General features: G+C 67.8%; 13 protein-coding genes. 6 read left to right on the top strand and 7 right to left on the bottom strand.

The window, feature by feature from the left end:
* Window positions 1-60: 60 nt before the first annotated feature.
* Window positions 61-462, top strand: coding sequence for a TIGR03668 family PPOX class F420-dependent oxidoreductase (locus ACN675_RS05790; protein WP_420749953.1), 402 nt, complete (start codon window positions 61-63; stop codon window positions 460-462).
* A 46-nt stretch (window positions 463-508) separates the two neighbouring features.
* On the opposite strand, the gene ACN675_RS05785 is transcribed toward ACN675_RS05790, so the two are convergent.
* Entirely contained in the window at window positions 509-796 is a 288-nt protein-coding gene (locus ACN675_RS05785) for a hypothetical protein (protein ID WP_420749952.1), read from the bottom strand.
* A 225-nt stretch (window positions 797-1021) separates the two neighbouring features.
* Here ACN675_RS05785 and ACN675_RS05780 point away from each other — a divergent pair, with 225 nt between their 5' ends.
* Window positions 1022-1291 carry a WGxxGxxG family protein gene (locus ACN675_RS05780; protein WP_420749951.1) on the top strand — a complete coding sequence of 90 codons (270 nt, stop codon included), beginning with the start codon at window positions 1022-1024 and terminating at the stop codon, window positions 1289-1291.
* Window positions 1292-1387: 96 nt separating this feature from the next.
* Here ACN675_RS05780 and ACN675_RS05775 read toward each other — a convergent pair whose 3' ends face one another.
* The gene (locus ACN675_RS05775; RefSeq protein WP_420749950.1) at window positions 1388-1579 is read right to left on the bottom strand and encodes a YegP family protein; all 192 of its coding nucleotides are present in this window, start codon (window positions 1577-1579) and stop codon (window positions 1388-1390) included.
* Window positions 1580-1759: 180 nt separating this feature from the next.
* Complete coding sequence (locus tag ACN675_RS05770; RefSeq protein ID WP_420749949.1) at window positions 1760-2092, bottom strand: histone-like nucleoid-structuring protein Lsr2; 333 nt, start codon at window positions 2090-2092, stop codon at window positions 1760-1762.
* 991 nt (window positions 2093-3083) lie between these two features.
* Between ACN675_RS05770 and leuA the strand changes: the two genes are divergently transcribed.
* The 4 genes from leuA (at window position 3084) to ACN675_RS05750 (ending at window position 7864) form a co-directional block, all read left to right on the top strand.
* Window positions 3084-4892 (top strand): 2-isopropylmalate synthase, encoded by a 1809-nt coding sequence (gene leuA, locus ACN675_RS05765; protein ID WP_420749948.1) that lies wholly within the window; start codon window positions 3084-3086, stop codon window positions 4890-4892.
* Window positions 4893-5043: 151 nt separating this feature from the next.
* Window positions 5044-5418: an SHOCT domain-containing protein gene (locus ACN675_RS05760; protein ID WP_420749947.1), complete on the top strand. Its 375-nt coding sequence runs from the start codon at window positions 5044-5046 to the stop codon at window positions 5416-5418.
* A gap of 486 nt (window positions 5419-5904) precedes the next feature.
* Window positions 5905-7158, top strand: a complete 1254-nt coding sequence (locus ACN675_RS05755; protein ID WP_420749946.1) for a MurT ligase domain-containing protein — start codon at window positions 5905-5907, stop codon at window positions 7156-7158.
* Entirely contained in the window at window positions 7151-7864 is a 714-nt protein-coding gene (locus ACN675_RS05750; protein WP_420749945.1) for a type 1 glutamine amidotransferase, read from the top strand. Before ACN675_RS05755 ends, ACN675_RS05750 begins: the two co-directional genes overlap by 8 nt.
* 10 nt (window positions 7865-7874) lie before the next feature.
* Here the strand turns inward: ACN675_RS05750 and ACN675_RS05745 are convergent, their stop codons facing one another.
* From ACN675_RS05745 to fadD5, 4 genes are all read right to left on the bottom strand, one after another.
* Window positions 7875-8714 (bottom strand): alpha/beta fold hydrolase, encoded by an 840-nt coding sequence (locus tag ACN675_RS05745; RefSeq protein ID WP_420749944.1) that lies wholly within the window; start codon window positions 8712-8714, stop codon window positions 7875-7877.
* 100 nt (window positions 8715-8814) lie between these two features.
* On the bottom strand, window positions 8815-9243 hold the full coding sequence (locus tag ACN675_RS05740; protein WP_420749943.1) for a hypothetical protein: 429 nt from the start codon (window positions 9241-9243) through the stop codon (window positions 8815-8817).
* Window positions 9244-9289: 46 nt separating this feature from the next.
* Window positions 9290-9853 carry a hypothetical protein gene (locus ACN675_RS05735; RefSeq protein ID WP_420749942.1) on the bottom strand — a complete coding sequence of 188 codons (564 nt, stop codon included), beginning with the start codon at window positions 9851-9853 and terminating at the stop codon, window positions 9290-9292.
* 228 nt (window positions 9854-10081) lie between these two features.
* Entirely contained in the window at window positions 10082-11665 is a 1584-nt protein-coding gene (gene fadD5, locus ACN675_RS05730) for a fatty-acid--CoA ligase FadD5 (protein ID WP_420749941.1), read from the bottom strand.
* Window positions 11666-11896: the final 231 nt, after the last annotated feature.

Below are 11896 nucleotides of genomic sequence, written 5' to 3'. Positions count from 1 at the left end.
CGGTTCCGGGCGCCGGTTGTGCACACCGGCGCGGAGCGCGCGGAGGGCTAGCGTGAGTGCATGGACGCCCGCCGCCGCGTCGCTGCCGCCCGGGTGGCCCGGCTCGCCACAGCGGACGGGTTCGGCACGCCGCACGTGGTGCCGATCGTGTTCGCCCTGGACGGCGACGCGATCCACACCTGCGTCGACGACAAGCCGAAGACCACCCGGCGGCTGCGTCGCCTGACCGACATCGCCGAGAACCCGCGGGTGAGCGTGCTCGTCGACCACTACAGCGACGACTGGTCGCAGCTCTGGTGGATTCGCATCGACGGCATCGCCACGATCCACGACGCGGACACCGAGGCGGGCGCCACCGGACTCGACGCTCTGGCCCGCAAGTACCCGCAGTATCGAGTACGACGGCCGCCGGGACCGGTGATCACGATCGACCGGCTGCGCTGGCGCTCATGGTCGGCCTGAGCCACGACGACGGTCGCCGAGGTCCTCGACGTCGGCCACCCGGTGATCACGGCCGCGGGTCGGTGCGGACCCACCGGCGCCGGTCACTCTGCGTGGCCCCGGTGCAGCGACGGCACAGGACGACGCCGTGCTCCCCGAGCTCCGCCAGATACAGCGCTTCGCTCCACGGCACGTGCGCGAAGCGATCCAGACGGGCACGAGAGAGCGGAACTCCGCACAAGGTCTGATTCGTGCCGGGCGTCCATGCATGCGTATCACCGCGCGGGTACCGGATCCCGTCGCTGTCGATCCACCGGCTCGATGCCGCGACCGCGGGTTCGGTTCGCTGGGCCATGAGTCCGGGTTCCCACGGCCGGGTGAAATCATGCCGACCCGGAGAAAGGTGCAATCGGCACCGGCCGGAAGAACACCGGGAGCCGGCCACGGCGACGATTCCGTTCCGCCGAGGGTTGTTTCGCAATGCCGCGGGATGGGAACAGGACTTCTTGTTCGACGCGGACTCCACGGTTCAGCAGGGACCGAATTTCCGTGCCACCCTTACAGATCAGGGAGAATCCCCATGCGCAAGACAATCATTGCCGTCCTCGCCACGACCACGGTCGCCTTCACCGGCGCCGGCCTTGCCCATGCCGACACCTCCGCCCCGGCCCCCTCGGCTGTTGTCGCCCAAGCCGAAAACGATCCCGACGACGGTGACGACACGGGCCTGTGGGGCCTGCTCGGCCTTGCCGGACTGGTCGGCTTGGCCGGACTCAAGCGACGCAACGCGCCGGCGACACCCGTTGCAGACACCACCGCCTACGGCACCGACCCCAACCGCCGCTTGTAATCGCGGTCGACCTGTGGTCCTGCGCACCGGTCGCAGGACCACAGGTCGGGCGGGCGCGACGCGTCCCGGTCGTCGATATCGCCGACAGACCTCGACTCAAGTCTTTTTCGAGGTCAAGTCCTCGACGGGAGCCGAGGCGGCATTGGCCTTGACCGACGCAATACCGTTCTGAGCCGCTGCCTTCGAGGTGTAACCCTGACTGGCCGCGATGATCTCACCGTTGGCTGCTTTCAATCGGAACCGGAAATCCCCGCCGGTGTCCTTGAAGAGCTCGAACCTGGCAGACATGACACCTCCACTGCGATGCCCACGACGGTCGCAGACCCCGTATCACCACGGTAGGTCGCGCTCTCGAACACCGGCTGTGGAACAGCGTGATCGCCTGTGGCACTGCGTGACTGTGCTTGCCGCCTGCGGACCGACACGGAACGGAAGGTCAGTGCGCCGGAAGATCAGCGCGCCGGAAGATCAGTGCGCCGCCGTGTACTCGTCGACGAGCGACTGAGGTATGCGTCCGCGGGCAGGGACCTCGTAACCGGCCTGGACGGCCCACTCCCGGATCTCCTTGGAACTCGGTGAACCCGAGACGCCGGCCGGGCTCCCTCGCCGCTTGCGCCCTCCGACGCGGGTGGCATGCGCCACGTAGGGCTCGATCTTCTTGCGGAAGTCCCGAGCGTTCTTCTTGTTCAGATCGATGGTGTATTCGACCCCGTCGAGTGCAAAACTTATCGTCTCCCCCTCCTCTTCCAACGGAGTTCCGTCGATGTCGTCGAATATTTCGACAACGGTTCTTTTCGCCACAGGAAACCTCCATTTCCGACATTCGAACGGGTCCGAAAGCAGTGTACATACCGACGGTATGAATTCTCCGAAATCATTGAATCGCCACTCAGAAGTGTTGGCTGCCGCCGATTCCGACCTCGGCGACGTCACGCGAGCCGAAATGGATTCGGCAGGTGTCGATCAACGAATCGCCCCCGAAAAATACCGCGAGGAATCTTTACCGAGTGACAGGGCCGAGTCCCGAAAATGATCACCGAGTCGGCGCGCGTAGCGGCAGCGATCGGACAGATCTCGCCGATCTCCCCGGTCGGGAAATTCCATGCTTTCGGTCGAGCGAGATGCCGCGGCCGCTCCGACCACGCCGGGGTCCCGGGAATCCGAACGCGCCGTCACAGGAGATCGCCGCGATCGAAGCACCGAGCGCGCCTCCGGTCGACTCGGCGCAGCCATGACGGGTTGGTACCGGCGAAATACTGTCCACCACAGGGCAATAGGCCCGCTCGTCCTCCGGGTCCGGCCCACGGAGACCGGTGCGGTCGGGTCGGGAACACGAGCACCGGAAGCATGCAGGGGAAGACGCACGCGAGCCGCGCACCGTCACCTGCGCTCGCCCCGAGTCGGCAACCGGACCACTCGGTCGGGTTGCCGATGGGCATCGCGCACCCTTCGCGCCCTCCCGGCAACGGCCGGCTCGGGGGCCGAGCAGCTCGCCCGAACCGAGGAGACCCACCGCCTGGCCGGCCGCGCGGGTGCGGGTCACGTCCTCACCCTGCAGGGTTGTCCTCCATGTCCGGATCACCGGTTTCGGCCGCGCCCATTCTGTGAGATGGGTCGCCCCCCTCTGGGCCCGACTGGGCCGAGACGAGTACACTGCCAGGCATGCAGCGCGCCCTTCTCCTCGGCCGCCGCGGCGGGATCTGACCAGACCGGCTTCCCGTCGCGGGGTTTCGACGCGCCGGTCGATATTCTGATTCGGACCCACAGGTCCACATTTTCTTTGGAGCACGTCATGTCACCCGCCGACGCATTCACTTCCGGTTCGCGCACCATCACGCCGCCGAGCAAGCCGGCTCCGGCCGACCAGCCGTCCTGGAACAAGCAGAAGAACTCCTCGATGCCGGTCTACCGGTACCTGCCGTTCGCGGAGGAGGTCGAGCCGATCTCGCTGCCCGACCGCACCTGGCCCGACAAGGTCATCGACCGGGCACCCGCGTGGTGCGCCGTCGACCTGCGGGACGGCAACCAGGCGCTGATCGACCCGATGAGCCCGGCCCGCAAGCGCCGCATGTTCGACCTGCTGGTCCGGATGGGCTACAAGGAGATCGAGGTCGGCTTCCCCTCGGCGAGCCAGACCGACTTCGACTTCGTCCGCGAGATCATCGAGGACGGCGCGATCCCGGACGACGTGACGATCCAGGTGCTGACCCAGTCGCGGCCGGAACTGATCAAGCGGACCTTCGAGGCCTGCGCCGGCGCACAGAACGTGATCGTCCACTTCTACAACTCGACGTCGATTCTGCAGCGTCGTGTCGTGTTCCGGGCCGACAAGGAAGCGATCAAGAAGATCGCGACGGATGCCGCCGAACTGGTGCTGGAAGAGGCGAAGAACCACCCCGACACGAACTGGCGCTGGGAGTACTCGCCCGAGTCGTACACCGGAACCGAACTGTCGTACGCCAAGGAGGTCTGCGACGCGGTCGTCGACGTTCTGGGCGCGACCCCCGAGAACCCGGTCATCATCAACCTGCCGGCCACGGTCGAGATGGCGTCGCCGAACGTGTACGCCGACTCGATCGAGTGGATGCACCGCAACCTGGCCAAGCGCGACAGCATCATCCTGTCGTTGCACCCGCACAACGACCGCGGTGAGGGTGTCGCCGCGGCGGAGCTGGGTTACATGGCCGGCGCCGACCGCATCGAAGGCTGCCTGTTCGGCAACGGTGAGCGCACCGGCAACGTCTGCCTGGTGACCCTGGGCCTGAACCTGTTCAGCCGCGGTGTCGACCCCCAGATCGACTTCTCGAACATCGACGAGATCCGGCGCACGGTCGAGTACTGCAACCAGCTGCCGGTTCCCGAGCGGCACCCGTACGGCGGCGACCTGGTCTACACGGCCTTCTCCGGAAGCCACCAGGACGCCATCAACAAGGGCATGGACCAGATGAAGGTCGACGCCGACGACTCCGATCAGGACGTCGACGACATCGTCTGGGCGGTCCCCTACCTGCCGATCGACCCGAAGGACGTCGGACGCAGCTACGAGGCCGTGATCCGCGTCAACAGCCAGTCCGGCAAGGGCGGCGTCGCGTACATCATGAAGCACGACCACGGCCTGAACCTGCCGCGGCGTCTGCAGATCGAGTTCTCCAGCGCGGTGCAGAAGGTTACCGACGGTGAGGGCGGCGAGGTCAGCCCCAAGGAGATGTGGGACATCTTCCACGAGGAGTACCTGGCCCCGGTCACGCCGCTGGAGCGGATGCGCCAGAAGGTCACCGCTTCGGAAACCGACGACGGCACCGACCGCATCGTCGCGACCGTCAAGGTCGACGGCGTCGAGAAGGAGATCGAGGGCGAGGGCAACGGCCCGCTCGCCGCGTTCGTCGACGCGCTGGAGACGATCGGCTACCGCGTCGCCGTGCGCGGATACGCCGAGCACGCGATGTCGGCCGGCGACGACGCGAACGCCGCCGCCTACGTCGAGGCGGACGTGACCCGGCCCGACGGAACCACCAAGCTGGTCTGGGGCGTGGGTATCGCTCCGTCGATCACCACGGCCTCGCTGCGCGCGGTCGTCTCGGCGGTCAACCGGGCGCACTGATTCCACTCGCCGTTCGGCTGCATTCGGACAAACGCGGCGGTACTCTTCGGGAAGTCTCCCGGGGGTGCCGCCGCGTTTGCTGTTTCTCCCGGCGTGACGGCTCCCCTCCGGATCGGGACTCGAAGTTCACACGGGACGAGAGGGAAGCTCCATGGATTTCTGGGACATCATCTGGTTCATCATCGTCAGCTTCGCGTTCATCGCCTACCTGATCATGCTGTGGATGATCATCGGCGACCTGTTCCGCAATCGTGAGCAGTCCGGTTGGGTGAAGGCGATCTGGATCATCTTCCTGTTCATCTTCCCGTTGCTCACCGCGCTGGTGTACCTGATCGTCCACGGCGACGGCATGGCCAAGCGGAGCGCGCGTGAAGCCGCCGAGTTCAAGACCGCCCAGGACAACTACATCCGCGAGGTCGCGGGCAAGTCGCCCGCCGAGCACATCGCCGACGCCAAGGCGCTCCTCGACGCCGGGACCATCACCGAGGACGAGTACCAGGCGCTGAAGGCCAAGGCCCTCTCCTGAGGCGCCTGCGGCGGCGGTGTGCCTTTTCGGCGGTCGGAGGCGTCGGATGGGCACACCGGCGCGGAGCGCCGCAGGCACACCGGCCCCACCGCGACCACTTCGTCCTGCAGCAGGATCGCGATACCCGCGACCGGCTCGCCGACGAGCAGGTCCCGCAGCTGCTCGTCGTCGGGTTCGGGTGCGTGCCGCACCACGATGTCCTGAGTACGCAGCGACGCGCAGACGCGGCGCGCAACCGTGGTGTCGCCGACGATCACGGAGGCACCTGCCCCCGATCCCGGTCGTCTCGTCCTCGAGCACGGAACTCACCTCCGCCGGCCGTCTCCCCCTCGATCCCTGCGTCCGATCCCAGGGGAGCACGCGCGGCACACGCCCGCATCCGCCCACGGCCGGTCTGTGAGCGATTCCGGCCGCCCGGTCGGGGTGTGACCGCACGGACACCACTCGGCTCCGCAGCCCGAACGCAGCTGTGGAAAACTCGCCGGGGTGGGTACTAGCACTGGAATCACCACGCGCGGCCGGTTGGCGTTGCGCGCGGCGAAGGCAGCCGCGTGGGCGTCGCAGAAGGCCGGACGCGGCAAGGGTTCGATGATCGGCGGGCTCATCGCCCTGAAGATCGATCCGACGCTGATGAAGCAGCTCGGTCACGGCCGGAGAACGGTGCTCGTCACCGGCACCAACGGCAAGTCCACCACGACCCGCATGACCGCGGCCGCGCTCGCAACGCTCGACGACGTCGCGACGCAGCCGGACGGGGCGAACATGGACGCCGGCATCGTCTCCACCCTCGCCTCGAACCTCACCGCGCCGCTCGCCGCGATCGAGGTCGACGAGCTGCACACCCCGCATGTCGCCGACGCACTCGATCCGCAGGCGATCGTGCTGCTCAATCTCAGCCGCGACCAGCTCGACCGCGTCGGCGAGATCAACATGATCGAACGCAAGTTGCGCGCGGGTCTGCAGCGTCACCCCGATGCCGTGATCGTCGCCAACTGCGACGACGTCCTCGTCACCTCCGCGGCCTACGACAACCCGAACGTGGTGTGGGTGGCCGCGGGTGCCGGCTGGGCCAACGACTCGGTCAGCTGCCCCCGCTCCGGCGAGCCCATCGTCCGCGACGGCGACCACTGGTACAGCAGTGGCTCCGATTTCGCCCGGCCCCAACCTCATTGGTGGGTCGACGACGAGAACCTGTACGGCCCGGACGGGCTGGTGCTGCCGATGAAGCTGACCCTGCCCGGTCGCGCCAATCGCGGCAATGCCGCGCAGGCGGTCGCCGCCGCGGTCGCGCTCGGCGCCGATCCGGCCGAGGCGGTCGCCGCGGCCTCCATCGTCGAAGAGGTCGCCGGCCGGTATTCGACGGTGCAGGTCGGCCCGCATTCGGTGCGCATGCTGCTGGCGAAGAATCCCGCCGGCTGGCAGGAAGCGCTGTCCATGATCGACCCGGCCGTCGACGGTCTGGTCATCGCCGTCAACGGTCAGGTGCCGGACGGCGAGGACCTGTCGTGGCTCTGGGATGTGCGGTTCGAGCACTTCGACGGCGTGCAGGTCGTCGCGTCCGGTGAACGCGGAACCGACCTCGCGGTCCGCCTCACCTACGCGGGCGTCGAACACACCCTGGTGTCGGATCCGTTGCGCGCCATCGCTTCCTGCCCTCCAGGCCGGGTGGAGGTACTCGCCAACTACACCGCGTTCCGAGATCTGAACACTGCGCTCGCGAAGGGGTCCGCACATGCCTGAGTCGACCGTGCGTATCGGGTTGGTCCTGCCCGACGTCATGGGCACCTACGGGGACGGCGGCAACGCGCTCGTGCTGCGCCAGCGTCTGCGGATGCGCGGGTACGACGCCGAGATCGTCCCCATCGGTCTGGAGGATCCGGTGCCGGAATCGATGGACCTGTACACACTCGGCGGCGCCGAGGACTCGGCGCAGCGGCTCGCGACCCGGCACCTGCTGCGATACCCGGGACTGCAGCGCGCCGCGGAGCGCGGCGCACCGGTGCTGGCGATCTGCGCGGCCATCCAGGTGCTCGGCCACTGGTACGAGACGTCGGCCGGTGAACGCGTCGACGGTGTCGGCCTGCTCGACGTGACCACCACACCGCAGAAGACCCGCGCGATCGGCGAGATCGTGATCTCCCCCGCCGTGGAAGGCCTCACGCAGCCGCTCACCGGGTTCGAGAACCACCGTGGCGGAACGACTCTCGGATCGTCGGCGCGTGGTCTGGGCCGGGTGACCCGCGGCGTCGGCAACGGCGTCGGCGACGGCCTCGAAGGCGCCGTGCAGGGCTCGGTGTTCGGTACGTACCTTCACGGTCCGGTGCTGGCCCGCAATCCGGAGCTGGCCGATCTGCTGCTGGCGCGCGCGCTCGGCGTCGACGCACTCGCGCCGCTGGATCTTCCGGAGGTCGAACGGCTGCGCCGCGAGCGTCTGCGGACGAACTGACCGGACCGGTTCAGCCCCGGCCGCCGACGTGCTCGACGACGAGTTCGGCGAGCGCCTCGGGGGCCTCGTCCGGGATCCAGTGGCTCACTCCGGGCAGCGTCTCGAACCGGAACGGGCCGGTGACCCAGCGGCCGCTCGCCGCGGGGCCGGCCCGTCCGATCGCGAAGTCGCCGTCGCTCCACACCATCAGCGTGGGCACCGGCACCCGGCCGACGGCCTCGCGCGGCGACCACATCGACAACGCCCGGTACCAGTTCAGACCTCCGCGTACCGCGGCGCGATCCGCCAGTCGCGCCGCGTCGCGGGCGGCGGCATTCGCCGGCTGACCGCTGCGCCGCAGCACCCGGCGTGCCGTCTTCTCGTCGGCGAACAGCCTCTCGGGCAGCCAGGGCAGCTGGTAGAAGAGCATGTACCAGGATCGGAACAGCTGCAGGCTCGTGCCCAGCGCCCGGACGAACGCGGCGGGATGCGGCACCGACACCGCGGTGAGCGAACGCACCAGGTGCGGATGGCGGGCGGCGGTCGCCCACGCGACGATCGCGCCCCAGTCATGCCCGACCAGGTGGACCGGCCGCCCGATCCGGTCGATGAGCGCCACCGTGTCGGCAACGAGTTCGGACTGCCGGTAGTCACGGCGCCGGCGCGGGCGGGCACCGGGCGAGTAGCCGCGTTGGTCCGGCGCGATCGTGCGGTACCCGCGGGCGTGCAGCAACGGTGCCACGCCGTCCCAGGAGCGGGCGTCCTGCGGGAATCCGTGCAAGAGCACTATCGGTTCGCCGTCGGGCGGTCCCTGGTCGCGGACGTCGAAGGTCAGTCCCGCCCTGCTGATCGATTCGATGCGCTCCGGCACCCCGCCCCCCGTTGCGATCTCCCCCGAACCGCGAACTGCCCCTGAACAGGGGTTCGGCCCGAATATTCGCTTTACGCGAACTCCGGGCCGGATCTCTGCTTCACGAGCCTCTGTCGTCCTCGGACGTCTGCTCGATTCGCACCAACGATGTTACGCGCGTCACAATCGACAGCGCAAGTGCATTTCCGGCCGAGATCGCCTGATCGGCCAGCGCCGACACTTCCGGCCGTTGCACCAGCTCGCGCACGGCCGTGACCGGGGCGAAGAGCCACTCGACGGTGCCGACGATCTTCTCGACGCCCACCAGCGTCGCGTCGACCCTGTCGATCGAGCTACCGAGCCGATCCACAACGGTCTCGAAGTCCCCGAGCCTCGAATCGAAGGAAGCGAGCACACGGTTGAACTCGTCGAGCGATGCCGCGATCCCACCGGAGACGTCGTCGATCCGGGCGATCGTCGCGTCGGCGTTCAGCGCTGCGGCGGTGAGGCGCCGCAGCCGGCTCGGATCGTTCGGCCTGGTCTGATCCACCACGTCGGCTCCCCCTTCCCCCGCTCACGGCTCTCGCCGTGGGCTGTCACTTCGCGTCGGCACCGTCCAGCAGCCACCGGTCGCCGTCACGCTCCAGCGTGATCAGGAACCGCGTCGCGTCGGTGCGCCCCTCCGGCACGGCCACATTCTTCACATCCTGGTCGAGGAACACCAGGACCGTCGCGCGGTCGCCGTCGACGGTTTCGACAGCGGCGTGATCGGCGCGCGCAACCGAGCTGCCCTGTCCGTTCTCCACCAGCGACCGCAACTCTCCGGCGACCGTGTTGTACTTCTGCGCGAACTCGTCCGTGGAGATTTCGGTAACCGCGGCGAGCGAGGCGTCGAAACTCTGGAAGTCGTAGGTGCCCAGCGTGATCGCGTACTCGCGGGCGCTGTCGAGCGCCTCGGTGCGCAACCGGTCCGCCGACTCGGCCCGCCACCACAGCACGGCGAAGACCCCGGCGGCGATCGCGAGCACGAGAACCAGGCCCTTCACGATCCACTGCCGACCCGATCCGGCGTCGTTCGACGTCCGCTCGGGAACCTCGATCGCTTCGAAGGGTGCGGTCACCTCAGGAGCCTTGCCGTCCGACGTATCCGTCGTTGCCATCAGTCGCGCATTCCTTCCAGCGATTTCGCCGTTCGTTGAAACTCCGCCGTTTGAAACTCCGCCGTTTGAAACTCGGCCGTTCATGAAACTCGACACGGGGGCAGCGGTTCGACCGCTGCCCCCGGTCCGGACACGATTCCCCTGTCGTCGTGTTCCGAAATCCCCCCGACCATCCCCCGACCCGAGGGACACACGGCTCCCCCCGCCGTGTGCCCCCCAACTCGACCGTCAGCCCTGCACGACGGCCGAGAGTCCTCCACGCAATTCATGCTTGACGACCTTGCCGCTTGCGTTGCGCGGCAGGGCCTCGACGACCACCACTTCCTTCGGGTGCTTGTAGCGCGCCAGGTTCTCGTCGAGGTACGGCTGCAGTTCCTCGATCGTGAGATCGTCGGCACCGGGAGCCAGTGCGACGACCGCGACCGGAACCTCACCCCACTTGGCATCCGGACGGCCGATCACCGCAGCCTCGAGCACCTTCTCGTGGCCGTACAGGACGTTCTCGACCTCGGCGCAGTAGATGTTCTCGCCGCCGGAGATGATCATGTCCTTCTTGCGGTCCACGACGTAGACGAAGCCCTCTTCGTCGACGCGCACGAGGTCGCCGGAGTGGAACCAGCCGCCGGCGAACGCATCCGCGGTCGCAGCCTCGTTGTTCCAGTACTCGCGCATCATGGTCGGTCCGCGGTAGACGATCTCACCGACCTCGCCGGGAGCGACGTCGTTCATCTCGTCGTCGACGACGCGAGCCTGGATCGTAGGGATGACCTGGCCGACGGAACCGAGCTTGCGAATCGCGTCCTCGCCGTCGAGAACACACGTGATCGGCGACATCTCGGTCTGCCCGAACACGGCGACATTGAATGCGTCGGGGAACGTCTCGGCCATGGCCCGCAGGATCGTGTCCGAGCTCGGGGCCGCACCCCAGGAGATGTTGCGCAGCGACAGATTGCGCGGATTCGCCTGCTGCGCAGCGCACATCGCCTGCCACTGCACCGGTACGAGGAACAGGCTGGTCACGCGCTCGGCCTCGAGCACGTCGAGCAGGGTGTTCGGGTCGAACGCGCCGACCGGGTAGATGACGGTCGTCTGGCCGAGCATGAGGCTCGGAGCCATCGAGCCGAGCGCGGCGATGTGGAACATCGGCGACGCACAGAAGCCGATGTTGTCGTCGCCGAACATGTGGAAGGCGCGGATGCAGGTGAGGGACTGCGCTTCCATGTTCGAGTGCGTCAGCACCGCACCCTTGGGCCGGCCCGTCGTTCCCGAGGTGTACATGATCAGCGCGGGCGTGTCGTTCGGAATATCCAGGGGCGCATGCGCTTCCCCTTCTTCCGCGACGAGGTCCTCGTAGGCCACCGCGTCGCCCTGCGGGTCCGCGCCGACGGTGACGACCAGGTCCAGACCCTCGGACTGTGCACGCGCGGCGTCCGCGAGCGGGACGAGCGGCCCCTCCACGACGATGGCCTTGGAACCGGAGTCCGCGATGAGGAAGGCCACCTCGGGCGGCGTGAGCCGGAAGTTGACCGGCACGGCGATCGCGCCGAGCGCGTTCGCGGCAAGCACGGTTTCGAGGTACTCGGGGCGGTTGAGCATCAGGATGATGACGCGGTCGCCGAAACCGACACCGCGCCGCGACAGTGCGTCGGCGAGCTTGTTCACCCGCTCGTCGAGCTGCGCCCAGGTGATCGACTCACCCTGGAATCGCAGCGCCGTGCGCTCGGGGATCATCAGTGCGTGGCGCGCGACCTGGTTGTTCCAGTTGTTGTTGCGGAAGCGCATGGACTCCGAGCGTGCGGAGGTAGCGGTCATCGACTGTTCCTCTCGAGGGGACGGGGAGCGAACCGGCGGGGTCGGCACCGTTACGTTGTGACACACATTACAGATGCCGAAAGGTATGCGCCAGGCCCTTTGTTAACGTGGATTCTCTGATTTTCGGACGTTCGCGGGCACGTGATTCCGGAGGGACTCCGCCCACAGGATCTCGTAATCCGCTGGTCGGCACGGTGTGCACCGGTGAACAGGCCGCAGGAGCACACCGCC

The sequence above is a fragment of the Rhodococcus sp. O3 genome (genome assembly GCF_048897285.1).
Taxonomy (GTDB): domain Bacteria; phylum Actinomycetota; class Actinomycetes; order Mycobacteriales; family Mycobacteriaceae; genus Rhodococcus.
This window is presented reverse-complemented; position numbering and strand designations above follow the sequence as displayed.

What these genes read in the sequence shown, in the direction of transcription:
- ACN675_RS05790 (WP_420749953.1), top strand. Translation starts at nt 61, where the DNA reads ATGGACGCCCGCCGCCGCGTCGCTGCCGCCCGGGTGGCCCGGCTCGCC.
- ACN675_RS05785 (WP_420749952.1), bottom strand. Translation starts at nt 796, where the DNA reads ATGGCCCAGCGAACCGAACCCGCGGTCGCGGCATCGAGCCGGTGGATC.
- ACN675_RS05780 (WP_420749951.1), top strand. Translation starts at nt 1,022, where the DNA reads ATGCGCAAGACAATCATTGCCGTCCTCGCCACGACCACGGTCGCCTTC.
- ACN675_RS05775 (WP_420749950.1), bottom strand. Translation starts at nt 1,579, where the DNA reads ATGTCTGCCAGGTTCGAGCTCTTCAAGGACACCGGCGGGGATTTCCGG.
- leuA (WP_420749948.1), top strand. Translation starts at nt 3,084, where the DNA reads ATGTCACCCGCCGACGCATTCACTTCCGGTTCGCGCACCATCACGCCG.
- ACN675_RS05760 (WP_420749947.1), top strand. Translation starts at nt 5,044, where the DNA reads ATGGATTTCTGGGACATCATCTGGTTCATCATCGTCAGCTTCGCGTTC.
- ACN675_RS05750 (WP_420749945.1), top strand. Translation starts at nt 7,151, where the DNA reads ATGCCTGAGTCGACCGTGCGTATCGGGTTGGTCCTGCCCGACGTCATG.
- ACN675_RS05735 (WP_420749942.1), bottom strand. Translation starts at nt 9,853, where the DNA reads ATGGCAACGACGGATACGTCGGACGGCAAGGCTCCTGAGGTGACCGCA.
- fadD5 (WP_420749941.1), bottom strand. Translation starts at nt 11,665, where the DNA reads ATGACCGCTACCTCCGCACGCTCGGAGTCCATGCGCTTCCGCAACAAC.